The following is a 23,778-nucleotide window of genomic DNA, read 5'->3' on the forward strand; positions in this document are numbered from 1 at the left end:
TTCCACACGCCCACGCCCGGCGGTAACGGGCGTATTCGTCCCGACCGGCGCGAGGCCGGCCGGAATTCTTCCGCGATGGAGGAGCCCCACCCGATGAGTATCAACCTGCCTGTGCACCAGATCTTCGGCACCGCAATCGGCCTGCGCCGCAACGGCGCACCGATCTGGCCTATCCGCGGCGCATCCCCCGAGGGCGACCCTCCCGCCGATGCACCCCCGCCGCAGACGCCCGCGCCCGACCCGACCCCGCCCGACCCGGCGCCGGATCCGGTCGACGACAACCTCGGCGACCCCGGCAAGAAGGCACTCGACGCCGAACGGCAGGCCCGCAAGGACGCCGAGAAGGCATTGAAGGCAGCGCAGGCCGCAGTCAAGGCGTACGAGGACGCGAAGAAGACCGACGCCGAGAAGCAGGCCGAGCGGATCGCCGGACTCGAGAAGGACGCCGCGAAGGCGCTCCGCTACGAGGCCGCTGAGAAGGCCGGGCTGTCGCTGTCGCTGGCGCAGCGGCTCAATGGCAGCACCCTCGACGAAATGATCGCCGACGCCAAGGAATTCAAGGCGCTCATCGGCGGCGGCGCCGCGCAGACCTCGACGACCGAGACCAAGGAAACGAAGACCCCGAAGCCCGATCGCCGCCAAGGCGGCGGCGGTGGCGAGGTGTCCGGGTCCATGGCCTCCGGTCGAGCGGCCTACGAAGCGCGCAAGAACCGCAACTGACCACGATCCCAGAAAAGGAGGGGACGCAATGGATCTCAAGATCAATATCGACACCTTCGGGCAGGACGATCAGTCCTGGCTGGCCTCGGCTGAGGGCACCGACCGGGCCCGCACCATCACCCTGGACCTGACCACCTTCACCGCCGGCACCCACTACCCCAACGGGTATCTGAAGTCCGGCTACGCCCTCAAGAAGCTCGGTAGCGGCAAGTACGGGCTGTTCAGCGTGGGCGACGAGGCGACCGCCTCGATCGCCGGTCACTGGCTGACCGCGGTGCGTATCCCGACCGGCGCGACCAAGGTGTCCGGCGCTCTGCTCTGGCACGGCAGCGTCCTGGCCGCCAAGTGCCCCCACACCGTCAACGCTGCCGGGCAGGCGACTGCCAAGCAGATCACCTACTTCTGAGAGGAGGCGTAACCGATGGCACTCGTGCTCAATTCCGACTACATCACCCCGGCCGAGCTGACCGGCTACGTCCGCGCGGCCCTGGCCGACCAGCCGATCAACGATCTGACGCTCATCGACGACCTGCTGCCCGACACCATGGTCGACGACGTCGAGTTCCGCGCCAACATCACCCAGCGCGGCCTGCGCAAGGCCGCCCAGTTCCGGTCGTGGGACACCGAGGCCCGCATCAGCGGCCGCAAGGGAATCGCCCGCATCAGCGGCGAACTGCCGCCCATGTCGGAGAAGCGGCGCCTGGGCGAGTACGACCGGCTGCGACTGCGCAAGGCCGACAGCGCGATCCGCGACATCATCGAAAACGATGCTGTCGATCTGGCGCAGGCGATCCGCACCCGCGCCATCATGGCCAAGGCCGCGGCGCTGGTGAACGGCAAGGTGACGCTGACCGAGAACGGCCTCGACCTGGAAGCCGATTTCCAGCGGCTCCCCGGCCACACCATCACCGCGGCTGCCTTGTGGAGCGTGACCGGTGCGGGCGCGGCGGACCCGGTCATCGACCAGGAATCGTTTTTCTCGACCTTCCGCGTCAGCAACTCGGCGAACCCGACCCGCGCGATCACCAGCCAGCGGGTCATGTCGACGCTCATGCGGCAGGACAAGATCCGTGCCGCGTGCCTGCCGCCCGGCTCGACCACCGGCATCGTGACCCGCGACCAGGTCAACGCGCTGGTCACCAGCTTCGGTCATCCGCCGTTCGAGATCTTCGACGCGCAGGTCGAAGACGCTGACGGCAACACGCAGCGGCTCATCCCCGACGACCGGATCCTCTACGTCGGCGGCAACAGCAAGCTCGGTGAAACCGCTTGGGGCACTACGGCGGAAGCGATCGAACCCGACTACGGGATCGATGCGTCCGAGGCGCCCGGCATCGTGGTCGGTTCCTACATGGACAACGACCCGGTCGCCCGGTGGACCAAGGCGTCGGGCATCGCGCTGCCGCTGCTGCTCAACGCGAACGCGACCATGATTGTGAAGGTGCTGTGATGGCGCGCCGTCTCGCGACCTTCGTGCACGTCCACACTCCGGACGGCACCCGTGTGTTCGGTCCGGCCGACGTCGTGCCCGCAGAGGTGGCCGCCCTGATCACCAACCCGGACGCGTGGGCCGCCGAACCGGATCCCGAACCGGCGCAGCAGGTTCCCGACCAGGAACCCGACGAGTCGTGGACGGTCCCGCAGCTGCGCCAGTACGCCGCCGGCAAGCACATCGACTTGGGCAACGCGACCAAGAAGCCCGATGTACTGGCCGCGATCCTGGCCGCCCGCAAGGCCGACGACAGCGAGAACGATGGCAACCCCGCTGTTTGAGCTGACCGATGTGGAGGCGATCTCCGGTGAGACATTCGTCGACCCGGAGATCGCCCAGGTCGAGCGTTTCGTCCGGATGGCCAGCGCGCGTATGCGTTCCAAGGTGTCCGGGCTCGACTCCCGTATCGCCGCGGGCACGCTGGATGCGGACATCGTGATCGGCATCGGCGTGGACATGGTCCTGCGGGCCCTGGCCACGGTGCGCCGCGGCATCGATGTCACCCGCACCGAGTACCCGGAGATCAGCACCCAGTACGGGCAGGACCACTACGGCAGCCTGCTGTATCTGACCGACGCCGAGCTCGCCGACCTGCTCGACACCCCCACCGACGGCGACGCGTTCACCATCACCATCGGCGGCCGACCGTGAGCCTTCCCGAACGCTGGACGCTGCTGCGCCCAGGCCCGCCGATCATCGACCCGGCCACCGGTAACCGCCAGCCCAGCCCGCCCACCGAGATCCGTTGGCGCGGCCTGCTGCAGCAGGCCAGCATCGTCGACGCCACCGTGGTCGACGAGTTCGACGACGGGCATGTCGCGCAGCGTCTCACGCTGCTCCTGGACCCCGGGCTGCCCGGCGGTACCAGCCGCCGCGACATCTGGCGATTCGACGGGCCCGCGTCGGTGGCGGACCTGGTGCAGGTCGGCGACACCGTCACCGTGCACGGCACACCGCGGGCGCGCCGCCCTGCGCTGGGATCCCGTCGCCCCGCCTACATCGCCGCAGCGGTGCGGCATTCGACCGACATGAAGGAGAACCGACCATGATCGCATCATGGACCGACGCCGACGGCGTCACCCACTGGGCAGCCGACGAGTCCAAGGCCCACCGCAAGCACCTCGAAACCGCCCCCGCCGCCGAAGCGCCAGCCGCCCCAGCGGTCGCCGACGCTGCGGCCGCGCCGGTATCGCCCGAGGCCGAGGCTGTCGAGCCGCCGGCCAAGCCTGAAACCTCGCGGCGCCGAGCATGATTCGGCTGACCATCTTCGACGACGTGTGCCGCAGTGCGGCGCGCGTGCTATCGACGCCGAAGCGGCGCGCGATCGCCCACGACATCGCGGCCGAAGCCCGTGCGAGCGCACCGGTACTCACCGGTGCCTACCGCGACGGCATCAGCGTGCACGTATCCGGCACTGAGGTCGACGTGGTCGATGACGACCCCGACGCCATCTACAAGGAGTACGGGACCTCCGACACCCCGGCCCACGCTGCGCTGACCGACGCCGCCCGCTCCCGCGGCCGCTATTCCGGCTGGAAGCCGAAGCGATGACACCGATCCCGTTCGCGCCCGGCGCGGTGCGGGCCTTCCTGATCGCGCAACCCAAGCTGACCGCGCTCGTGGCCGCGGACAACATCACGACCCGCGACCTGCCCGACCCCATCACCGCGCCGTTCGTCACCCTGCGCGCCCCGGGAAACGTCGGAGCGGATCCGTTCCTGCGTCGCCCACTGATCCAGGTGGATGCTTGGGCGCCGAAGCTGGAAATCCTCGGCGGCACTACCGATCCCGAAGAGGTCGCCTGGGATATCGCGGCGCTGGCGGGTGAGCTGCTGGGCCGCGCCCGCCCGCAGCAGTTCCGTGACAGCGCATGGACGGCGACCTGGACCGACGGGCCGATCACGTTCGTCGACACCGCCCGCGGCATCGACCTGCCGCTGTTCCGCGCCACGGTGCGCGTCGAGCTGAAAATGCGCGCCGCCCGCGCCTGAACACTCCCCTTTTCCCTTTCTCGCTCACGGCATTTCGACGTGGGCGCCCCTCACCCTGGAGGTTGAATCGTGAGCACTCACGCCGATCCGAACAAGGCCTACGTGTGGCTCGATGGCGACGTGTACCGTGCGCCCGCCGGCACCCCTCGCCCGGACGCTCCGTTCGTCGACAATCCCGTATCCGGCACCGTGCCGTGGCTGTGCTACGGCGGTATCGAGGCCGGTTTCGAGGTGAATCCGAGCCGCGACGTCTCGCCGAAGAAGGTCTGGAATCGGCGTGGCGCCCCGTACAAGGTGATCAAGGCCCCGACCGAGGAACGCGTCAAGCTGCGCCCGGTCGACTACAGCGCCGCGACCGTGCTCACCGCGCTGCAGGGCGGCTCGATCGTCGAAACCCCACCCGGCTCCGGCATTTTCGAATGGCACGCAGGCGATGACGAGGACTTCGCGGTGATGCTGAACGTGCGCGACGAAGGCGACTCGGCCGGCTTCTACTCCCCGCGCGTCACCCTCACCACCCCGCCGCCGCGCACCTTCGGCAAGGAGGACATCGACGGCTTCGAGTTCGAGCTGCTGGCATTGGAGCCGTTCATCCCGATCACGAACTGGAACCCGCTGCAGTCGAAGTTCACCGTCACCATCGGCGGCAGCCCGACCGGCGGCACTTTCCCGCTGACCTTCAACGGGCAGACCGCATCAGGTATCGCCTACAACGCCACGGCGGCGGCGGTGCAGACCGCGCTGGAGGCGCTGTCTTCGATCGGCGCCGGCAACGTCACCGTGACCGGCAGCGCGGGCGGCCCCTACACCGTCACCGTCAACAAGATCGGTGTGCTCAGCAGCACGGGCGCGAGCCTGACCCCGTCCGGCACCGTCACGATCGCCTGAGGTAGCAGCCAGTGACCGCGAAGACTCCCGCGAAAAAGACTGCCACGCAACGCCGCCCGGCACAGCCGACCACCTCGGCTGTGCCGGCGGCGGCCGCCGTGGACCGTGTCGACGTCCTGGCCGAGCTCGCCACCGGCGACCAGCCGCCCGTGCCGATCACCCTGCTCGGCGTCGACGCCGACGTGCGCCGCAGTTTCACCGGCGGCGAGGCCGTGCAGTTCTACCAGCTGGTCGCCGAGATGGAGTTCGAGGCGATGCTGTCGCTGATCACCAGCGACGGCCCCGCCCTGTGGGCCAAGATCGCCGGCCTCACCCCGGCGCACGCCACGACCGCCCTGAACCGCATCATCAACCTGAGCGAGCTGCACTCGGGGGAACTGCTGGCGCCCCTGCCCTTGTCGGGCTACATCGACCCGACCGCTGGGGCGCAGCCTTCGCCCGAGTCCAGCGCTGGTACGGCCTGAACCTGCGCACCGCGCTGGCCAAGCTCCCCTACCGTGACGTCGCTGCGCTGCTGGACGATTCAGCAGCCCAGGACGACCAGCGGGCCCGGGACTCGGAAAACCTGGCCATGCTCGTCGACCGCCAGGATTTCGAGCTGAACTTCGATTACGTCTCGGGCACCACCGATCCCGATGACCCCGAGGTCAAACGCGAACGGGCCCAACGCGCCAAGCACGGCATCAAACCGCCGCCGCTGCCCATCCTCGCGCCGATCGCCCAACGCGACCCGGTGATCACCGCCGAGCTGGTCGAACGCTATCAGCAAGCCCAGCAGCCGTATCGGATTCCGGAACCGCCGAAAAGCAAGCTCCAGCAGCTACTCGCTGCGCGCCGAGGGGAGGTGATCTAGCCATGGCGGGTGGTCGGATCGACATCCTGGTCAGCCCTGACACCCGAGAGTTCGCGGGCCGCCTGCGGTCGGGGCTCTCGCCTGCCCTTGGCCTGGCGGCTGGGCTCGGTGCGTCCCTGGGTCTGGCGATCGGCGGCGGTGCGGCGGCCGCGTTCGGCAAGGTCATCAGTGTCGGCAACGAGTTCACGACGTCGCTGAACACCATGAAGGCGGTGTCGAACGCGACGGCCGAACAGATGGCCGCGGTGTCGGAGAAGGCCAAGCAGCTCGGCAACGACGTCACGCTGCCAGGCACCTCCGCCAACGATGCCGCCGCGGCCATGACCGAACTCGCCAAGGGCGGCTTCACTGTCGAGCAGTCCATGGAAGCCGCGAAGGGCTCCCTGCAGCTGGCCGCGGCCGCGCAGATCGAGGCCGCTCAGGCCGCGACGATCCAGTCCTCTGCGCTGCAAGCCTTCGGCCTGTCCGCGACCGAGGCAACCCGCGTTGCCGATGTGCTCGCCAACACATCGAATGCGTCGAGCGCTGAGATCACCGACGTCGCATACGGTTTGCAGGCCGCGGGCGCGGTCGCGCACCAGTTCGGTCTGTCGGTCGAGGACACCGCCACCGCGCTGGGCATGTTCGCCAACTCCGGCATCAAAGGCTCCGATGCTGGCACCCTGCTGAAGTCGGCGCTGCTGGCACTGACAGATCAGGGCAAGCCCGCCCAGTCCGCGATCAAGGAACTCGGGCTGACCGTCTACGACAGCCAGGGCAAGTTCATCGGTTTGCGCTCGTTGTTCGAGCAGCTCCAAGGCGCCTCGCAGCGTATGACGCCCGAGATGTATCAGGCCGCGACCGCGACCCTGTTCGGTTCGGACGCAATGCGTTTGGCCGGCATCGCCGCCGAGAAGGGCGTGCCCGGCTGGGACAGCATGTACACCGCCATGTCGCGCCAAGGCGCAGCGGCCGATGTGGCCGCCGCGAAAATGCAGGGCCTTCCTGGCGCGATGGAGATGGTGCAGAACGCCACCGAAGGCCTCGCCCTCGAGGTCTACGACCTGATCAAGGGGCCCCTGGAACAGTTCACCAAGAACGTCGCCGACTTCGTCACCGACCAGACACCGCGGCTGGTCGACGGACTGCACGACGGCGCGAACGCGCTCATCGGCGTCGGGCGTGCGGTTGCGCCTGTGGCGCAGGCATTCCTGGATCTGCCCGGTCCGGTGCACGCGGCGATAGCGGCATTGGTGCTGTTCCGGGCAACCTCGATCGGCACAGCGATCTCGACGGGCTTGACAGCGACGACCGCAGCGTTCGCCCGGTTCGGCGAACAGATGGCCGTGCAGCGCAGCCTCGCCGCCGCGAGCGGGGTCACGCTGTCCCAGTTCGGTGCGGCCATGGCGACCGTTCAGGCTCGGGTGCCCGCTCTCGGCCAGATGGGTGAGGCGTACCGGAACGCCGCTGCAGGCGCGACGTACTTCGCCCGGACCCAGGGCACTGTCGTGGCGGCCGCGACCGGGATGCGGTCGGCCGTGGGTGGTGTCGTGAGCATGCTGGGTGGCCCGTGGGTCGTGGGCATCGCCGTGGCCGCGGCTGCCATCTATCAGCTGTATTCGGAGTTCAAGCGGGCTGAAGACCACGCCAACGCGATGCGCCAGACCATGCGTGAGATCGGCACTGCGCGCAGCGAACTGTCCGAGATCTTCTCGCTCAACGGCGGCGTGTTCGACGACAAGGCGATCTCCAACGTGGTCAGCCAGCTCGGCATCATGAAGAAGTCGCTGGACGACGCGGGCAGCAACCGGGCCGGATTCTTCGAGAAGGCCAAGGGGGCCTTGACCTTCAAGCTCGGCGACGCGTACGACAAGAACTGGTACGCCGACCGATGGCAGGGCGCCAAGAAGATCATCGACGACCTCAAGATGTCCGATGAGCAGCTGGCCGAAACGCTCTCGGACACCAGCAAATTCAATGATCTCTCCGCGAAACTCCAGGGCTTCGGCCAGGATGGCCGCTTCGCGCAGTCCCAGTTCAAGGAGCTGCGCGACAAGATCGTTGCGATCCAGGAGACGGCCAAGGACACCACGCCCGGCTTCGCGACACTGACCCAGGCGATCGAGACGCTGTCGGACACGTCAGCTTCGGCTGGTGACCGGATCAACGCGATGAAGACCGCGCTGGACCTGCTGTCGGGCAAGCCCGTTTCCGCGCAGGATGCGCTGGCCAAGTACAACCAGACCGTCCGCGACACCGCGCAGGCCACCACCGAGGTGTGGGACAAGACCGCCGGATTCGGTGAGGAGCTGGTCCGCCAGGACGGCTCGGTCAACACGGCAACCAGCAACGGCGACAAGCTCTATCAGGCCCTCACCAAGATCAAGGACTCGTCGATCACCGCGGCCGAGGCCGGCGTGCCGATGGGCCAGGTGTTCGCACAGAACGAGCAGCAGTTCGTCCAGCTCGCCGCAGCCAGTGGTCTCACCGCTGACCAAGTTCGGCAGATGGCGACCCAGCTCGGCTACCTGCCCACCGATATCGAGATCCTGGCCAACCTCAAGGGCGCCGACTCCGTCGAGCAGCAGCTCATCGTCATCGAAAGCCTGCTGCGCACCAACGCCGACGGCATCACCATCCCTGTCGACGCCCTGACAACTCAGGCACGCCAGGAGCTCGAGGCCACCGGCGCCAAGATCGAGGAGGTCAACGGCAAGCCCGGCATCGTGAAGGTCACCGCCCCGGATCTGCAGGCCGTGATCTCCAAGCTCGACGAGTTGATCAGCAAGAACCTTCCGGACAAGACCCAGAAGGTCACGATCAACTACGAGGAGGAGTACAAGAAGGCCACCGCCGATGGCAGCTGGCGCGCGCCGATGGTGCTTCCGCGTGCGGAGGGCGGCATCGACGGCCCGCTCCCCGGGCAGGCGACGATCCAATCCCCGCGGGCCCGCCTGTACCAGTGGGCCGAACCCGAAACGGGCGGTGAGGCCTTCATTCCCCTGGCCGCTGGGAAGCGGGAGCGATCGACTGCGATTCTCGGGTCGGTCGCGGGCATGTTCGGGTTCCAGCTGACCCCGATGGCCAACGGCGGTATCGCGGTGTCCCGCGCGCTGAGCTTCCTGCAAGGCGAGTCGGGTAAGCCGTATCAGTATGCGGGCGTGGGCAATCCGTCCTGGGACTGCTCCGCGCTCATCTCCGCGGCCTATGCGCTGCTGAAGGGGCTGGACCCGTACACGCGTTGGTTCACCACCGAGAGCAATTTCACCTCGATGGGATTCCTCGACGGCGCCGACCCGACCGGGCGCGGCCTGACGATCGCTGTCTACAACGGCGGCGGTGGCCAGTACTCCCACATGGTCGGCAAGCTCGCGGGCACCGGACTGGAGTCCGGAGCCAATGGCGTGCGCGTCGGTGTCGGGGCGACCGATGTGTCCGACGCCCAGTTCGGGAGCCGCTACTACCTGCCTGAGTCGGAGTTCAATCCGCCCGCGTCGGGCAAGAAGAAGCGGAAGAGCCGCAACAACAAGAAGGAACAGACCTGGGGCGAGAGCGACGATCTGGATCTGCGGTCAGCGAACATCGCTGTGACGCAGGCGATCGAAGCCCGCGACAAGGAGCTCGCCGACCCCAAGGCCAAGCAGTCCGACAAGGACGCCGCCCAAGTCCGTGTCGAGCAGGCGCAGCTGCGGGTCAAGGAGCTGGAGAAGAAACGCGACGAGGCCAAGAGCAGCCAGGATGTCACGCCGGCACCTGACCTGACGGGGTCGATGACCGATGACCAGATCACCCTGGCCGATCTGCAGGACGCGCTCGACAACGCCGAGGCCGACCGGGAAGACGTCTACAACGATCCCGAGTCGACCGACGCTGAACGGGCGGCGGCGGATCGGTCGGTCTACAAGGCCCGCAACGCGATCGTCGCCGAGCAGAAGAAACAGAGCGAGGCGACGAACGGGTCATCGGACAGCTCCAGCGTTGTCGGCCTGATCGGTGATGTCGTCAAAGCTGGTGTCACCGGGCAGCTCTCGGACTTCCTCACCGTGATCGGCCTCGAAGGCGACATCGGTGGCGCGGTCGGCGCGTCCATCACCCAGGGCAAGAAGTACTACGACGCTGTGCAGTCCAAGCAAGCGGAAAGCCAAGCGCAGCAGCAGTTCTCGAGACCCACGATCAGCCAGGACGACATCGCCAAGCAGGGCCCGGTCACGCCCGGCACGCCGGACTGGATGGAGCAGCTGCTCAAGACGTTCACCGTCCCGACGGTGCTGCGCGACCAGGGCGGGCCCCTGCCGCACGGTGTCGCCGCGCTGAACCTGTCCGGCCAGCAGGAATGGGTGCTCACCGGTGACCAGGTCGCCGCGGCCCGCAACTTCGCCGCCAGCCAGGTCGGCGGCCCCGCGGGCAACGTCGACAACTCCGTGACCATCCAGCAGCTCCACACCGGCATGAGTGCCAGCGAATTCCGACGGGAGTGGAAGATGATGCAGCTCGACCAGCAGCAGCGTGCGAAACGGCTGGTATCGCGGTGAATCCGCCAGAGGACACGCTCATCGAGATCGAGGGCTGCAACAGGCGGTGGATCACGGTGGCCGGGCCCGGGCAGTGGGAACAGGGCGTCGCCCTGGCCGACGAGGACTCGGGCACCGACTTCGATGGCATGTACGAGGCGCCGTTCACCGCGATCTACAACGCCACCGCATACAGCATCGGCGCCGACTTCGGTGGGTACCGCGAGGACAAATACGATTTCATCCTCGCGTTCCACATAATCGGCACACCCGAAATGACCTGGCGTGAAGCCGATTCCGAGTTCCGCAAGATGTGGTCGGTGCGCCGCGACAGCAAAATCTGGGTCGAGGTCGGCGGCTCGCGGCGCAGCCTCACCGTGCGGTTGGGTGCGAAGCCGAAGATCAAGGCGGTCAACGACCCGAACAGCGAGGGCTACGCGCTGGCGTTGCTGCCGCTGGTCGGGCCGTACCCGCGGTGGGTGGAGAAGGATTTCGAAACCAAGTTCATCACCGAAACCGACACCACCGGCGGCGGAACCGAAACCGGGTACGTCACCGCGTGGAACCCACTGCCCGAGGACTATCCGAACTGGCCGCAGTGGGACGTCCAGGGCACGGCCGGCATCAAGTGGACGATCCCCGATTACTCCTGGGGCAGTGACGAACACGAGCGCGCCGAAGAGGATGCGCTGCGCAAGGTGATCATGCCGCCGCTCATCGCGGGTGAACACCTGTGGATCGACACGGACAAGATGGCCCGCAACGGCCAGGTCAACAGCTCCCTCGATACCCAGGTCTACCTGCGGATGGCGGGCAAGAAGTTCATGTACCCGTTCCCAGGCGGCCTGAAGAAAACGCAGATCCCCGTCTCTGTCACAGGCGCGCCCATCGGTGCCGGCATCCGGCTGCGCTGCCCACTCGAATGGCCACGACCCTGGGGGCTCGAATGACAGCAACCACCACAACGATCGACTTCGATGCCGAGTTCGCGAAAATCCGCGAGCGGCTCGAGCGCGAGGACGAACGCCGCGTCACCCGCCCGACCATCCGGCTGTGGGATGGGGACTGGAACTACCGCGGCGACGTCTGGCGCGAGATCTCGGCGAAGTTCCAGCTGCTGGAGAACGAAACCGGCACCGGCACACTCGAACTCCCGGCGACGTACTACCTCGCGCGGTGGCTCACCGATCACAAGAACCGGCCGACCGCCAACGTCCACATCACCGTCGACCACCTAGGATCCCGCTGGTCCGGCTTCCTCGATGAGGTCGAGCTCGACAAGGACGACGACGGCCAGCGTGTCGTGCGTGCAACGTTCAAACACGATTTTGAGCACCTCAAGCACATCCTGGTGTACTGCAACCCCTTTGCCTGCCCCCCTGCCTACGGGTAGGGGGGCAGGCAAAGACCTGAATTCTTACCGCCAGAGGTCCAGTTCCCACGCACCTGGATCCTGTTCGGGCCCGCGATCTGGGCCCTCAAGCTGACCCTGTTCGTCAACCTGTTCCGCCTCCAGGCTGGGCTGCCCTGGGAGCTGCCGGCCGACCCTATGAACGGCGCGGGCTGGCTGGACCTGGACCAGTCGAACTGGCAGCAGGTCGTCGCGCCGACCGCGATCGGCGAGGACACCAGCCAGAACGCGATCATCCACTCGCGCTTCAAGTACATGTACGACGTGCAGAAGTCGGTCGCGGCTGACGCACAGATCACGTGGCTGCCGCGGCGCTACCTCGAGGGCGACCCGCCGCCCTGGCCCGGCGCGAACCTGCGGCACGGCACGCTGGTCTGGGACCTGGTCGACTCCTCGAACTGGGATATCGAAACATCGTTCGGCGGAGACGTTTTCAACGGACTCGACCGGGCCCGCACGATCATCAACTCGGACGGGTTCAACGCCGGCGAGGAAACGATTCTCGACCCGACGTTCCCGCCCGAGTACAGCCAGCCCGGCTACAAGGGCACCATCTCTCGCGCGCCCGGCATCATCCTGCGCGACGGCGACCGCACCGGCATCAAGTCGTCCAAGTTCAAATGGCGGGCGGCCACCGACGTCGGCTTCGTCGCGGGCGGCCACTCCGCTTACGGCGTGAACGAGGCCATATCCGCTGCGGTGAACATGGCCGGTGATCTTGTGGCCGCTGCGCTGTTCATCCCGCCGATCGGCGGCGCGGTCGATGCCATCCTCAAGCCGCTCTACACCGACACGCTGTTCGCGTACATGAAGCACCACGACCGCGACCGTGCTGCACGGGCGGGCTGGAGCCACCTGCACGAAACCCTATGCGACGGCGCAGATCGCGGCTATACCCTCTCGGCCCTGCTAGCGCTGAGGGCTGGCTGGTGGCGGACGAGGGAGCAGACGACCCACCAGATCACGGTGGTCGACGGATACGAGGGTCTGCGGATCGGCCAGAACGGTCACGGCAACGCGTACTTGGGCACCCGCATCGGGACCACAACCAAGGACTACGGCCAGGCCGGCGTCATCTACGTCGACCGGATCACCGAAATCACGATCTCGTGGGACCGCAACAGCACACCCCTGTTCGCCCTCGTGGTCGGCCACCGCGAAGAAGAGGACCCCATCGTGAAAGGCCTGGAAATGATCAAAGAAGTCGCAGCCCTCGCGCGAGAGCTGGGGATGCTGTGAGCAAGATCTGGCGGCTCGAGGACATCGACCCCGACGACCCGGAAGAGCGGTTCTTGCCTGCACTGCAAGCGATTCCGATCGGCGGCGGGCAGCCGATGATCCTGGTCGAACCGATCGCCCGCGCGATCTCCAAGCACCTCACCGAGGTCGGCTGCCCACCGATCGACCCGACTGCGGCGACCAAGAAGTACGTGCGCCCCTACCGCGGCGAGCAGACCCCGCTCAACGGTGCCGCGCAGTGGGTTCCGCTCGATACCCCCGAGGCCGATCCGATCGTGATTCAGGACCCGGCGCAGATGACGATGCGCGAGCGTGAGGCGCAGGTCGAGCGGCTGCGGTTTCTCGGCTACCGGATCAACGAACCCGAGGAACCGCAGCCGCGCGCGGCCGAGGTCGACGCCATCGACACCCCGCCGCGGTTCGACCCCGCCGCCCACTCGGTCACCGAGGTCTGCGCGTACCTGCGCGGCCTCGACGACGACCCGGTCGAGGCCGCGCGCGTGGTCTACGCCGAGCGTCACGGCAAGGCGCGCAACGGAATCCTCAAGCGCCATGGCGGGGGCCGGCCGTGAGCGGCAAGGTTATGCCGCTGCGCGCCGGTACCTACCGGCTCGGCGACGGCTACCGCACACCCGCCCGGCCCGACCACCGCGGCCAGGACTTCCCCGCCGACTTCGGCACCCCGATCTACGCCGTCGCCGACGGGTGGGTCGCGCATTGCGGAATCAACGACGACCCAGGCGGTTTCGGCTCCTGGCTGGTGATCGACCACCAGGCCGAGCACGGCGTCGACAGCGTGTACGGGCACATGCCCCCGGCATCGTTGCGTGTGAAGTTCGGCGACCGCGTGACCGCTGGACAGCACATCGCCGACGTGGGCAGCGAGGGCGGCTCGACCGGCCCTCACCTGCATTTCGAAATCTGGGGACCGTCCGGCCGATTCGGCGGAAGCGATCGCGACCCATTGACCTGGCTGGCCGGAGCGGGCGACCCCGCAGGGCAGCCGAGCACACCAGGAGGTACCCCTATGCCCGCACAGCTCGACGCCGACGTGACGATCCTGTCGCCCAACGATTCCGGACCACGTGACCCGGCCCGCTGCTCACTGATCGTCGTGCACACCAACGAGGGCCCGGCCACCGGATCGGTCGACGGACTGCTGAACTACCTGGCCAACCCCGCGACCGAAGCGTCCTACAACCTGATCATCGGCGGCGACGGCCGGATCGGGCGCAGCAACGACGACAACTATGTCCCGTGGGCGGCCGGCTCGCCCGCGAACGAGCGCGGCCTACACCTGTGCTTGCTCGGCTACTCACGTCAGACCCGAGACGAATGGCTGTCCCGCCCCGCCCAGCTCGACGCCGCCGCCCGTGTGCTGCGCGACTGGTCCGCCCGCTACGGCATTCCGCTGGTGAAACTCTCCGGCGCCCAGATGCGCGCCGGACAGTCCGGCGTCGGCGGGCACGCCGACACCGTCGACGCCTGGCACGCCACCGACCACACCGACCCCGGCCCCGGCTTCCCGTGGGATGTCCTGCTGGCCAAGGCAAACCGCACCCCCGCACCGAATGAGGAGACTGGCATGCTCGACGCGATCATCAAGAACTTCAAGGGCACCACCCTGAAGATCCGGGACCTGCTGTGGTGGCTGGACAAGAACACCAGCGACACCCGCGAGCAGCTGCTCGGGCCCGACAACGGCAAGGGCGGGTTCACCGGTTGGAGCATCCTCGGCAAGTCCAAGATCGACGACCAGCGCAACAATACCCTCGTCGAGGCGCTGGCCGAGGTACGCGCCGATATCGCCGAGATCCGCCGGACCCTCGAGGGCGGCAAGTGATGGGACAGCACACTGCCGCTGAGGCCGCGAGCCAGGTCCGCTACCCGTGGCGGACCCTGGCGCGCACCAGCTTTCAGCTCATCGTCGGCCTGGCCGCCGCCATGCCACTGATCGTCGCCTCGTCCGGGCTGCCGACCACGGCAGCGGGTATCGGTACCGCGCTGGCGATCTCGGCCGCGATCACACGCGTGATGTCCGTGCCCGCGGTCAACCTGGCGCTCGCCATGTGGGTGCCGTGGCTGGCGGCCGAGCCGCGCGACAATGGCCGGCCTGCCGACGCGGACCAGGCACTCGCCGGGCAGACCTTCAACATCACCGGTGACCCCGCGAGCATGGCCGCGGCCGTCAAGCGGGCGAAGCAGCTCGAGCAGATGCGCTGGCGAGGGGGTGGCCTGTGAGCCCCGAGTTGATCACCGCGGCGTGCACCGGCGCCGTGGCCATCCTGGGCGCGATTTTCACCTACCTCGACCGCCGCCGCGCTCATCGGGTTGAGGTGCAGGGTCGGCAGATCGCCGATCTCACCAACCGTGTGGTGCACCTGGAGGCCGAGCTGGAGCGCTCCAAGAGCCTGTTCCGTGAGGCTGTCCGGTTCATCCGCGTACAGGCCCGCCATATCGCCGAGTCCGCCATTGCCTACCGCCTCGGCACGACGGTACCGCCAGCACCCGAGATCCCTGAACGGCTGCGTGAGGAGGTCTAGGCGTGACCACTCCCGGCATACCCGCACCCGACGGCGCGTTCGTGGTGGGCGGCAAGTTCGGATCCGACCTCAACAAGGAGACCACCCAGCAGCAGCTGGCGGCGGGCACCATCGCCGCCTACACCCGCGCCCAGAACGCTGTGGGTTCCCAAGTGCGGGAACCGATCGTGCTGGCGAAGGGTGCTGCTGATGTTGCGTTGACCCAGGCGCAGGCCGCGGCGAATGATGCCGCCAACGCCGTCGAGAAAGCTGATATCGCCTACGCGCTAGCGACCGAATGGAGCCTGGAATTCGTGGCGGCCTCAGCCGAAGTACTGCTGGGCGCCAACGAGCTTCTCGTGGGGCCGATGCTGAACGTGCGCGCTGGGCGACTCGCGATCATGACCGACGTCCACATTGCTTTCCTGGAGCAGCACGGCGGGCTCACCGTGGAAACCCGCAAGTGGAACGACATGAACACCGCCTACACCGTCGCGCACACCGGAGTAATCGACCCGAACGTCACGCGGCGAAATTTCTCGGCCCTCACCGTCAACGTCCTGGACGAAGAACGGTTCTTTCCCTACATCACCTCGATCACGGGCACGGTGCCGCCGACCGTCCTGCAGATATGCGTGGCCGGGGTCTACATCGATGCCTGAAAGGGGTAGCGCGTGAAGTCATTCGAGGTGCTCGCCGATGGCGAAACCTATGCCGCAACAGTATTCATCCAGCCGAACCGAGAAGCCCTGTGGGCGGCAGCATTCGGCGTCACGCAGCTGGACGGGCTGTTCGACATGACTCCGGCCGAGCAGGCGATACCCGTTGTGGACGCGGCGATCTCGCGATTCAACAACGATCCCGATGCGCTGCGTCCGCTGGTGGCCGCCGATGACCCCGTGGGGTTGCGTGGCAACCGGGCGGTGCTGTTGCAGCTGCGTGCCCGGCTGGCGAAGTCCGGCGGGACGATCTCCGGTGCCGTCGATGAGTCCCCCGAGCGCAGCGCGTGAGTTTCCTGCTGCGCCGCACAAATCGGGCGTGGGCGGGCTGGCGCGATCTGGATGCCCTGCACTCGCGCCCGAATGAGAACCCGATCCAGCCACCGTGGAAGCGCACGAACACCGGCCGCACGGTGTGGCTCGAGGGCAATGTCCTGAAAATCCAGGACGCCTTCGAAACGATCATGCGGCTCGGCGGCGTCAGCTACGAAATGCAGCCGTTCACCCAGAACTGGGGCTGTGAATTCGATCTGAACTGTGACGGCGCTGTGCTCGTCCAGCAGCAGTTCTGGGCAGCGTGCATCTCGCCGACGTGGACATCCGTCGCGTTTACCGACCTGGCCAACAGGCCGATGATCGCGATTCACCGCAACGTCGGACAACTCGGGAACACGCTGAAAGTGATGGTGTACCACGACCTCAACACCATCGAGACCCTGGCCGAGACCGGCGAGCTATCGGGACTGATGAACCGGACATGGTGCCGGATGACGATTCTGGTGGACCGCGACCGCCTCGTGCGCGCGTACATCAATGGCACCCCCCTCCTGCAGCAATGGCTGCCAACCGCCTACGCTTCGGGACCGGGCAAGCGGGCGATGAACTTCCTGAACCAGTGCACGGCCTGGTCGGAGATGAAGAATTTCGTGCTGTTCGATCAACAGTCCGACTTCCAAAGCGTCGCACCATGGTCCAGCGTCTACTACGACGACTTCAACCGCCCGGACGGCGCGGCCGGCAACGGGTGGACGCAGCAGGGCAGCAACGCGTCCATCGTCGGCAACAGCTGGTCGGTCACCGGCGGCTCGGACTCCAGCAACGGACTGATCCGCGATACCGGCGTGACGTCCGGGATCCAGCGCGTCGAGGCGATCGTCGGCGGCAACTTCCCGCCCAGCGGCGGAGCGGACGCGAGCCTGATCCTGCGCGCGACACCGGATGGCAGCGAGGGACTCTCGGCGAACTTCTTCTCCGGCACGATCTACCTCTCGCGCTTCACCGGCGGGCTCGCGACCCCGACGTTCACGGACTACATGTCAACCTCTGAAGTCACCGTCCCTAACGGTGTGAAGGCCGCGTTCGCCTGCACGAATCAGGCGGCGTGGATTGAAGTGAACGGCCAGATCGTCCTCATGGCCGATGTGAACAACAAGGTCACCACCTCGAATTCGTGGGGCGGCCTGCGGGTTTCGCGGCGAAGCGGAAGCAACTCCCACTCCTGGAATGACGTGCGGCTGCTCACGCGCACGTGAGCTCCACGCATTCCGAATCGACCCCGCCCCGAAGGGAGGGACGCACATGGCAAACATCGGCGACAAGCTGCCATCTGACACCGTGTGGCTCACTGGCGGCCGCGACTTCGAATGCTACTTCGAGCACCTCGACGCCAACCGGCAGCCGATCGACTTTCCAGTCGGCTCGCTGTTCTTCGAGCTCGACACTGTGCCTACGAAGACGCTGTGGACATTCACGATCACCGGCTCGCAGGCCAGCCTGAAAGTCGAGTCGACCGCCTCTGACCTGATCGCCGCCGGAACCATTTGGCAGCTGGTGTTTCTCCCGCAAGGAGAGACCGCCGGCGGGCGACCGTTGGCCCTGGGCCGGATTGCGAGGCAAGGCGAATGATCCTGCGCGGCTCATCCCCGAACGGGGAAACCATCGAAACCCCAGCGCGCCCCGGCGGAATCATCCTGTCCACACCCGGGCCCGCCGGACCCGCGGGCCCGGCCGGACCAAAGGGCGACACCGGGCCCGCGTCCACCGTCCCCGGCCCGAAGGGCGACACAGGCGCGACCGGCCCGACCGGTCCGAAGGGCGACACCGGCGACGGGCTGCAACTGGACGGCCAGGTCTCCACCTACGCCGAGCTGCCCACGTCCGCCCCCGACGGCGCGGTCTGGCTCGCGGCGGGCAAGCTGTACCGTCGCACCGCCGGCGCATGGCCAGCGGAAGCGGCGGGCACTCCCATCCAAGGCCCGCAGGGAATACAGGGAATCCAAGGGCCCCAGGGAATTCAAGGCCCCGCCGGCGTGCAGGGCGTGCAAGGTGCAACGGGCGCGACAGGCGCGAAGGGCGACCAAGGGATTCAGGGGATCCAGGGTCCGACCGGTCCGAAAGGCGACACGGGCGCGGCCGGATCGTCGGCCTGGACCGACATCACGGGCAAGCCGTCGACCTTCCCGCCCAGCACGCACACGCATCCGGCCACCGAGATCAACGACTCGTCCACCGTCGGGCGCGCAGTGCTCACGGCCACGGACGCCGCCGCCGCCCGCACGGCCCTCGGCTCGGTCCCTGCAACCCGCCAGATCGCTACCGGCGCCGGACTATCCGGCGGCGGAGACCTGACCGCGGACCGCACGCTCGCCGTGGCATACGGCACCACCTCGTCGACCGCTTGTGTTGGCAACGACTCTCGTCTATCCGATCCCCGCACACCGACCGCAGCCGGTCAGGTCTACGACTTCACCATCAAATCGCACTCCGGAACCCGTGCGACCGGCGCGGGCAACATCATCCCCGAAGGCGTCCGGATCGAGCGGGCGATCAGCATTCAGGCGATCACCATCCGTGGCGAGACCGCGGGTACCGGCAACCTCGTGGTCGAGGTCCGCAAGAACGGCAGTAATACCGGAATGCCTGCCGCATCGACGATTGCGGCGGCCAACCATGCCGCTGATACGACCGTCACCGCGGGCGGACCATGGGCGGTTGCGGCCGGCGACCGGCTCACCGTCCAGATCACCACAGCGGACAGCCCAGCGGGCAACGGACTGCAGGTGAGCTTCAAGGCGGTGACGTCGTGATGTTCGTAGTGGCGGGCCGCGCCGGCGTACAGGTTGGCGACGACTTCAACCGCGCCGATGCGTCGAGCCTCGGCGCGAACTGGACGCCGCTCGGTAACTCCGGGACCGGCCTCGCGATCGCGACCAACCGCGCCCAAGCCCCGAACGCACCGACCAACCAGACAGTGATCTGGGCGAACCGGCACAACACGCAGCCGACGACCGACAACGTGGACGTGTCCGCGGTGCCCATCGCGCCCACCACGAACCCTGACGTCGCCAACCTGTACGCCGGCGTCATGCTGCGCTGCAACTCCGCGGGCACGCTGTGGGTCGAGGCACTGCTGACAAGCACGAAACTGTGGATCATCACCCGGGCAGGTGCGGGCGGCACCGCAAATTTCCAAGGGTCGGCCGGCTCGACGGGCGCGACGATATCCTCGCCGACCAGTTGGCGATTCACTGCCGTCGGAAACCTGTACTCGGCGTACATCAACGGCGGCTCGACTGCGGTCGCGACATGGACCGACAGCGGCGGTGTCGTGCCGATCAACTCGACGACCCGCTATTTCGGCATCGTCGGTTCATCGAAGGATACGATCGGCAGCCCCACCCGCGGGTATGGGATCGACTCGTGGACCGGCAAGGACTTCTGACGCGACCAACAAGAACGCGCCCCGGCAATCATTGCCGGGGAGCGTTTTTCGTCGTTGCGGTTCAGCGCCCGAGGGTCTGCGCAATCACGCAGGCGTCGACAGCCTGCACCGCCTCGTCGCCCGGTGAGATGCTCAACGGCGCGGACGACGCCTTCGGGAAAGTCGAATTGTTGCGGGCCCCGCCGGTCGAGGCGTACACCTTGCCGCCCGCGACGACCCAAACGTCCGAGCGCTCACGGACCTTGCCGGACTCGTCGACGATCGTCGCGCCGAAGAATGTTCGGCCACCGGCGTCGAGGACAGTGCCGTTCGTGAGCGACCACCCGGCATGCGACAGCCCGGCCTGCACGAGCGCGATCGTCCCCGCCGCCGCCGGTGCGCACCGCGGATCGGACGCCGCCTGAGGGATCGCTGGCGTTGTCGGCGCGGCCGTCGTTGCACTCGGCTGCGCGGGCGCGGCGGATGTAGCGATGACAGTGGGCGCGGTCGTGCTCGGCGCGACCGTCGTGGACGGCGCGGCGGACGTGTCCTTGCCCTTGTCCTTGCCGAAGATTGCGCCGATCACGACGAGCAGCACAAAGAGGCCGAGGACGCCGAGCACACCGAGGAGAATCCGGTTATTTCGGCGATTGGTGGCCGGATCGCCTACCGGCGGTGTGGGATCGGACAACGCAGCCCCCTTGGGAGTGTCTTTAGGTGTGAATTACCGTCGCCTCACGATCGCGTATTCCTTGTTCGCCGTTAGCGAAACAGGGCGCATGGCATGAAATGTCATGTGCTCGCGAGTTCGTCGCGAACACGGCAAGGCCCCGAGCAAGCGGGACAGTGAATAGGTGGGTTTGCGGTCGCACCTGCAACTGACCGAACTCGGGGCCGCTGGGTCATCGGGTGTTCTGATTACGTGCTGCCGTGCGTCACCCCCCGTCTATATTTCCGAGCATCGGAGTGGTCTGCGGGCTCGAGTGCGAGCGCCTTGTCCAGCTCGTAGCGCGGCACCCTGAGCCGCCAGTTGTGGCACTCGACCGGGTTCACCGTCTGGAGTTCAGCGAAAGCTGTTACGCGCCGGGGGTTTCCGCCGACATGCGCCAAGTTCGGAGTGATCACGACCGCGCAATCGATCTGGCGGAGCAGCCGGTACAGCATCCCCATCCGATCCCGATTCGAGTTGTCCACCGTGAGCACCCGCACAACGCGCAGGCCCAATGCGTGAGCTCGTTGCCGGGCGTAGAACTCGGCCCAGTCCAGGTCCGCTTTCGTGGTGAGCAACGGACGGAAGATGTAGATCACGGCCTTGCTTGGCTGCTCGTTGGCTCGTGCGATCTCGAGCGCTTCCGTTAGCGAGTCCGGGTAGTCGTCCGGTTCCGGTGTGTCCGTCACGGTTCGCTCCCTCAGTGAGTTGTTTGGGATGCACCCGGTGCCGAGGTACCGCCGGCCGATCGAAACGGGGGCGCGCGGTCGACGCTCCGGAGTAGCGTCCATCCCGGCACCGGGGCTGTTCCCAGCATTACCGAGTGATCAGGGCAAACCCATGTACGGAACCCCTACGACGGTCGTACGCTTCCGCTACGGGTGTTGCGGACTCGGCCGAGGGGGCTAGATGATCGTTGGCGATTGGACGAGCGCGGAAGTCAAAGCCTTACGCGAGGCTCTGCTCCAGACTCAGGAGGAGTTCGCCGAAACACTCGGCTACACAATCCATGCGGTCCAGAAGTGGGAGAACCTTCCCGCGGGCCGAAAACTAAGCAGACACAAGACTGTCGAGGACATGGAAAGCCAGCTCGCGCGGCTCGACCTGATACAACACGAGCGGTTCCAAAGTGCCTTAGCCCGCTTGTATTCCGGACCGCCCACCATGGATCGCGCCGCGGAACTCCATAGCGAGGAAGTGGTCGACGACGTGAACCGTCGGGAGTTTGGAAAGGTGCTTGCCGGGACCTTAGCGGCAGAGACGCTGCACATCGGACACGGCGACACGCGTCGCATGGCGGCGTATGTCAATCTCATTGAGGACCAGGCACGCCGAGTCGGTGGGGCCCCGCTCGTCCGGACCGTCCTGGCCCAGTCCGAACGGGCCGTGCGCGCGCTGGACACCGCGACGTTCGGCAATTCCGAAGCGGAAGCGACCTACCTCTCGGCGGTCGGCCATTTGGCGGCCACGGCTTCATGGCTGGCTTTCGACTCGACCCTCGTCACTCAGGCCAGACGATCCGCGAACGACGCGTTCGCCGTCGCCAACCAGGCGAGAGACGACGACGTGACCATCCATTCGTGCATGGTTCGCTCATTGGAGACACTCGCGCTGGCCAAGACCGGCGAGGGCAGTCCGCAATACGCGTTGCGCCTGACCGGCCTCGCGCGAAACCTGTTGCGCGGCCGTCCGCCCGCTCGCATTCATGCACTGGTCGCGACCCGGGAAGCCCAGGCGCACGCCCAGATGGGCGACCGCGAGCGGTTCATCCGCGCCATCGCGGTTGCTTGGCGCGAAATGGAGCAGGCCGCCGACCACGAGCCGATCGAGCAGTGCCCGGTGTGGCTTCAATTCGTCTCAGGCAGCGAGATCAAATTTCACGAGGCGCGCGGATACGAACGGCTCGGCGACACCGCAACCGCCGTCGAGCTTTTCGGCGCCATGGAACGCGGTGCGGGAAGGAACGCCGTGTTCTATCGAGCGCGCAAGGCTGCGACTCTGGCGGGCGGCGGCGACCTCGCCGCCGCGGTCGCCGAAGGGGCCCAGGTGCTCGACCAGCTCGAGCAGGATCTCAGATCGCCGAGGACGATCAAGGTGCTCGAACCGATCCGTACGGCCGCCGACAAGCTGGCATTCGCTGAAGCTTTCTGCGAGCGGTTCGACGCGGTATCGAGCAAGGTAGAGGTATGAGCACCAACGTAATTCAGGGTCTTACCTTCACCCGGTATACCGCCGCGCAGGCTCGCGGTATCCGGGACGTCGTTGAAGCCATCTACCGCGCCGCCTACGCTGACGCGATCGACGCCGGAGACCCGTTCGAAGCGCCCGATGCGTTCATGCATCGGTTCGATGCCTACTCCGATCCGAAAGCGGGAGGATTCGAACTTGTCGTCGGCCGAATCGATGGCGAGCCGGTTGGGCAGACGTGGGGGTGGCCGCTGACCGCGGATAGTCGCTGGTGGACAAATCTTCACCTGGACGCCGGGGACCGCGCGGCGTTTGTTGCCGAGAACGGCCGACGCACGTTCGCCCTCTCCGAGATCATGGTCGCCAAGCCGTACACCGGCCGCGGCATCGCGCGCGCCCTGCATGACGAGATCCTCAGAACTCGCCCGGAAGAGCGCGCGACGCTGCTTGTCGAGCCGGACAATGCCCGTGCATACCGGGCCTATCTCAGCTGGGGCTGGTCGAAGGTCGGCGTTCTCAAACCCAGCTGGCCGAACGCACCGCATTTCGACGCCCTTATCCGGGAGCTCCCGAAGCGGCAGAAACGACCGATTCGGTGACTGATTCGTCTGGTTTCGGGCACGCAGTGGACCTGATACATCTGATTGTCTTGGCAAGAGCATTACCAAACATCGGGGATATCTTTGCGGGCCAGCCAGTTTCTGACAGTGCCAGTGGCTTCGGTCGCCTTGTTCGCCGCAGCATGTGGCGCTGATACCAGCAGCGCCAGTGTCACCGGCCGAGCTACTTCGGCGGCTCCAGTCAGCTCCAGCTCGCCTGCAACGACAACGACTGCGGTATCTTGCCATCCAGTTATC

At 66.9% G+C, this 23,778-nt stretch carries 28 protein-coding genes and 1 pseudogene; 27 read left to right on the top strand and 2 right to left on the bottom strand.

Annotation, left to right across the window (positions count from 1 at the left end; all coding sequences use genetic code 11):
- The first annotated feature begins 93 nt into the window (after positions 1–93).
- The 25 genes and pseudogenes from ACWEKS_RS14970 (at position 94) to ACWEKS_RS15090 (ending at position 20,046) form a co-directional block, all read left to right on the top strand.
- Positions 94–720 carry a hypothetical protein gene (locus ACWEKS_RS14970; RefSeq protein WP_452340597.1) on the top strand — a complete coding sequence of 209 codons (627 nt, stop codon included), beginning with the start codon at positions 94–96 and terminating at the stop codon, positions 718–720.
- Between the two features lie 28 nt (positions 721–748).
- The gene (locus tag ACWEKS_RS14975) at positions 749–1,126 is read left to right on the top strand and encodes a hypothetical protein (RefSeq protein ID WP_452340598.1); all 378 of its coding nucleotides are present in this window, start codon (positions 749–751) and stop codon (positions 1,124–1,126) included.
- Positions 1,127–1,141: 15 nt separating this feature from the next.
- A complete protein-coding gene (locus ACWEKS_RS14980; RefSeq protein ID WP_452340599.1) occupies positions 1,142–2,170 on the top strand; it encodes a major capsid protein in 1,029 nt (342 codons plus the stop codon).
- A complete protein-coding gene (locus tag ACWEKS_RS14985; protein WP_452340600.1) occupies positions 2,170–2,493 on the top strand; it encodes a hypothetical protein in 324 nt (107 codons plus the stop codon). Before ACWEKS_RS14980 ends, ACWEKS_RS14985 begins: the two co-directional genes overlap by 1 nt.
- The gene (locus ACWEKS_RS14990; RefSeq protein WP_452340601.1) at positions 2,474–2,863 is read left to right on the top strand and encodes a hypothetical protein; all 390 of its coding nucleotides are present in this window, start codon (positions 2,474–2,476) and stop codon (positions 2,861–2,863) included. The genes ACWEKS_RS14985 and ACWEKS_RS14990 overlap by 20 nt, the downstream gene beginning before the upstream one ends.
- Entirely contained in the window at positions 2,860–3,261 is a 402-nt protein-coding gene (locus ACWEKS_RS14995; RefSeq protein ID WP_452340602.1) for a hypothetical protein, read from the top strand. The genes ACWEKS_RS14990 and ACWEKS_RS14995 overlap by 4 nt, the downstream gene beginning before the upstream one ends.
- Positions 3,258–3,464 carry a hypothetical protein gene (locus ACWEKS_RS15000; protein ID WP_452340603.1) on the top strand — a complete coding sequence of 69 codons (207 nt, stop codon included), beginning with the start codon at positions 3,258–3,260 and terminating at the stop codon, positions 3,462–3,464. Before ACWEKS_RS14995 ends, ACWEKS_RS15000 begins: the two co-directional genes overlap by 4 nt.
- The gene (locus tag ACWEKS_RS15005) at positions 3,461–3,763 is read left to right on the top strand and encodes an HK97 gp10 family phage protein (RefSeq protein WP_452340604.1); all 303 of its coding nucleotides are present in this window, start codon (positions 3,461–3,463) and stop codon (positions 3,761–3,763) included. The genes ACWEKS_RS15000 and ACWEKS_RS15005 overlap by 4 nt, the downstream gene beginning before the upstream one ends.
- Positions 3,760–4,203 carry a hypothetical protein gene (locus ACWEKS_RS15010; protein ID WP_452340605.1) on the top strand — a complete coding sequence of 148 codons (444 nt, stop codon included), beginning with the start codon at positions 3,760–3,762 and terminating at the stop codon, positions 4,201–4,203. Before ACWEKS_RS15005 ends, ACWEKS_RS15010 begins: the two co-directional genes overlap by 4 nt.
- A gap of 69 nt (positions 4,204–4,272) precedes the next feature.
- Positions 4,273–5,091 (top strand): hypothetical protein, encoded by an 819-nt coding sequence (locus ACWEKS_RS15015; RefSeq protein WP_452340606.1) that lies wholly within the window; start codon positions 4,273–4,275, stop codon positions 5,089–5,091.
- Positions 5,092–5,102: 11 nt separating this feature from the next.
- Complete coding sequence (locus tag ACWEKS_RS15020; protein ID WP_452340607.1) at positions 5,103–5,555, top strand: hypothetical protein; 453 nt, start codon at positions 5,103–5,105, stop codon at positions 5,553–5,555.
- A 107-nt stretch (positions 5,556–5,662) separates the two neighbouring features.
- Positions 5,663–5,944: a hypothetical protein gene (locus ACWEKS_RS15025; protein ID WP_452340608.1), complete on the top strand. Its 282-nt coding sequence runs from the start codon at positions 5,663–5,665 to the stop codon at positions 5,942–5,944.
- A gap of 2 nt (positions 5,945–5,946) precedes the next feature.
- Positions 5,947–10,455 carry a phage tail tape measure protein gene (locus ACWEKS_RS15030; protein WP_452340609.1) on the top strand — a complete coding sequence of 1,503 codons (4,509 nt, stop codon included), beginning with the start codon at positions 5,947–5,949 and terminating at the stop codon, positions 10,453–10,455.
- The gene (locus ACWEKS_RS15035; RefSeq protein WP_452340610.1) at positions 10,452–11,384 is read left to right on the top strand and encodes a phage tail protein; all 933 of its coding nucleotides are present in this window, start codon (positions 10,452–10,454) and stop codon (positions 11,382–11,384) included. Before ACWEKS_RS15030 ends, ACWEKS_RS15035 begins: the two co-directional genes overlap by 4 nt.
- A pseudogene (locus tag ACWEKS_RS15040) lies at positions 11,381–13,084 on the top strand (Gp37-like protein). Before ACWEKS_RS15035 ends, ACWEKS_RS15040 begins: the two are co-directional and overlap by 4 nt.
- Positions 13,081–13,656 (top strand): phage gene 29 protein family protein, encoded by a 576-nt coding sequence (locus ACWEKS_RS15045; RefSeq protein ID WP_452340611.1) that lies wholly within the window; start codon positions 13,081–13,083, stop codon positions 13,654–13,656. Before ACWEKS_RS15040 ends, ACWEKS_RS15045 begins: the two are co-directional and overlap by 4 nt.
- A complete protein-coding gene (locus tag ACWEKS_RS15050) occupies positions 13,653–14,927 on the top strand; it encodes a peptidoglycan DD-metalloendopeptidase family protein (RefSeq protein ID WP_452340612.1) in 1,275 nt (424 codons plus the stop codon). The genes ACWEKS_RS15045 and ACWEKS_RS15050 overlap by 4 nt, the downstream gene beginning before the upstream one ends.
- Complete coding sequence (locus ACWEKS_RS15055; protein ID WP_452340613.1) at positions 14,927–15,325, top strand: hypothetical protein; 399 nt, start codon at positions 14,927–14,929, stop codon at positions 15,323–15,325. Before ACWEKS_RS15050 ends, ACWEKS_RS15055 begins: the two co-directional genes overlap by 1 nt.
- Complete coding sequence (locus ACWEKS_RS15060; protein WP_452340614.1) at positions 15,322–15,627, top strand: hypothetical protein; 306 nt, start codon at positions 15,322–15,324, stop codon at positions 15,625–15,627. The genes ACWEKS_RS15055 and ACWEKS_RS15060 overlap by 4 nt, the downstream gene beginning before the upstream one ends.
- 2 nt (positions 15,628–15,629) lie before the next feature.
- Positions 15,630–16,268: a hypothetical protein gene (locus tag ACWEKS_RS15065; RefSeq protein ID WP_452340615.1), complete on the top strand. Its 639-nt coding sequence runs from the start codon at positions 15,630–15,632 to the stop codon at positions 16,266–16,268.
- Positions 16,269–16,280: 12 nt separating this feature from the next.
- Positions 16,281–16,616 (top strand): hypothetical protein, encoded by a 336-nt coding sequence (locus ACWEKS_RS15070; RefSeq protein WP_452340616.1) that lies wholly within the window; start codon positions 16,281–16,283, stop codon positions 16,614–16,616.
- Entirely contained in the window at positions 16,613–17,857 is a 1,245-nt protein-coding gene (locus tag ACWEKS_RS15075; protein ID WP_452340617.1) for a hypothetical protein, read from the top strand. Before ACWEKS_RS15070 ends, ACWEKS_RS15075 begins: the two co-directional genes overlap by 4 nt.
- A gap of 46 nt (positions 17,858–17,903) precedes the next feature.
- The gene (locus ACWEKS_RS15080; protein WP_452340618.1) at positions 17,904–18,230 is read left to right on the top strand and encodes an LtfC-like domain-containing protein; all 327 of its coding nucleotides are present in this window, start codon (positions 17,904–17,906) and stop codon (positions 18,228–18,230) included.
- Positions 18,227–19,411, top strand: a complete 1,185-nt coding sequence (locus ACWEKS_RS15085) for a hypothetical protein (RefSeq protein WP_452340619.1) — start codon at positions 18,227–18,229, stop codon at positions 19,409–19,411. Before ACWEKS_RS15080 ends, ACWEKS_RS15085 begins: the two co-directional genes overlap by 4 nt.
- A gap of 8 nt (positions 19,412–19,419) precedes the next feature.
- A complete protein-coding gene (locus ACWEKS_RS15090; protein ID WP_452340620.1) occupies positions 19,420–20,046 on the top strand; it encodes a DUF7257 domain-containing protein in 627 nt (208 codons plus the stop codon).
- Positions 20,047–20,107: 61 nt separating this feature from the next.
- Here the strand turns inward: ACWEKS_RS15090 and ACWEKS_RS15095 are convergent, their stop codons facing one another.
- Positions 20,108–20,716 (bottom strand): DUF2510 domain-containing protein, encoded by a 609-nt coding sequence (locus ACWEKS_RS15095; RefSeq protein WP_452340621.1) that lies wholly within the window; start codon positions 20,714–20,716, stop codon positions 20,108–20,110.
- Between the two features lie 227 nt (positions 20,717–20,943).
- Positions 20,944–21,423: a hypothetical protein gene (locus ACWEKS_RS15100; RefSeq protein WP_452340622.1), complete on the bottom strand. Its 480-nt coding sequence runs from the start codon at positions 21,421–21,423 to the stop codon at positions 20,944–20,946.
- Positions 21,424–21,643: 220 nt separating this feature from the next.
- Between ACWEKS_RS15100 and ACWEKS_RS15105 the strand changes: the two genes are divergently transcribed.
- Entirely contained in the window at positions 21,644–22,924 is a 1,281-nt protein-coding gene (locus tag ACWEKS_RS15105; RefSeq protein ID WP_452340623.1) for a helix-turn-helix domain-containing protein, read from the top strand.
- Positions 22,921–23,520 (top strand): N-acetyltransferase family protein, encoded by a 600-nt coding sequence (locus ACWEKS_RS15110; protein ID WP_452340624.1) that lies wholly within the window; start codon positions 22,921–22,923, stop codon positions 23,518–23,520. Before ACWEKS_RS15105 ends, ACWEKS_RS15110 begins: the two co-directional genes overlap by 4 nt.
- Positions 23,521–23,778 lie beyond the last annotated feature (258 nt).

It is taken from the genome of Nocardia sp. NPDC004711, assembly GCF_053601595.1.

Excerpts from the sequence above, each read along its gene's own strand:
- ACWEKS_RS14970 (WP_452340597.1), top strand. The coding sequence starts at position 94 with ATGAGTATCAACCTGCCTGTGCACCAGATCTTCGGCACCGCAATCGGC.
- ACWEKS_RS14975 (WP_452340598.1), top strand. The coding sequence starts at position 749 with ATGGATCTCAAGATCAATATCGACACCTTCGGGCAGGACGATCAGTCC.
- ACWEKS_RS14980 (WP_452340599.1), top strand. The coding sequence starts at position 1,142 with ATGGCACTCGTGCTCAATTCCGACTACATCACCCCGGCCGAGCTGACC.
- ACWEKS_RS14985 (WP_452340600.1), top strand. The coding sequence starts at position 2,170 with ATGGCGCGCCGTCTCGCGACCTTCGTGCACGTCCACACTCCGGACGGC.
- ACWEKS_RS14990 (WP_452340601.1), top strand. The coding sequence starts at position 2,474 with ATGGCAACCCCGCTGTTTGAGCTGACCGATGTGGAGGCGATCTCCGGT.
- ACWEKS_RS15000 (WP_452340603.1), top strand. The coding sequence starts at position 3,258 with ATGATCGCATCATGGACCGACGCCGACGGCGTCACCCACTGGGCAGCC.
- ACWEKS_RS15005 (WP_452340604.1), top strand. The coding sequence starts at position 3,461 with ATGATTCGGCTGACCATCTTCGACGACGTGTGCCGCAGTGCGGCGCGC.
- ACWEKS_RS15010 (WP_452340605.1), top strand. The coding sequence starts at position 3,760 with ATGACACCGATCCCGTTCGCGCCCGGCGCGGTGCGGGCCTTCCTGATC.
- ACWEKS_RS15025 (WP_452340608.1), top strand. The coding sequence starts at position 5,663 with ATGCTCGTCGACCGCCAGGATTTCGAGCTGAACTTCGATTACGTCTCG.
- ACWEKS_RS15030 (WP_452340609.1), top strand. The coding sequence starts at position 5,947 with ATGGCGGGTGGTCGGATCGACATCCTGGTCAGCCCTGACACCCGAGAG.
- ACWEKS_RS15055 (WP_452340613.1), top strand. The coding sequence starts at position 14,927 with ATGGGACAGCACACTGCCGCTGAGGCCGCGAGCCAGGTCCGCTACCCG.
- ACWEKS_RS15080 (WP_452340618.1), top strand. The coding sequence starts at position 17,904 with ATGGCAAACATCGGCGACAAGCTGCCATCTGACACCGTGTGGCTCACT.
- ACWEKS_RS15085 (WP_452340619.1), top strand. The coding sequence starts at position 18,227 with ATGATCCTGCGCGGCTCATCCCCGAACGGGGAAACCATCGAAACCCCA.
- ACWEKS_RS15105 (WP_452340623.1), top strand. The coding sequence starts at position 21,644 with ATGATCGTTGGCGATTGGACGAGCGCGGAAGTCAAAGCCTTACGCGAG.
- ACWEKS_RS15110 (WP_452340624.1), top strand. The coding sequence starts at position 22,921 with ATGAGCACCAACGTAATTCAGGGTCTTACCTTCACCCGGTATACCGCC.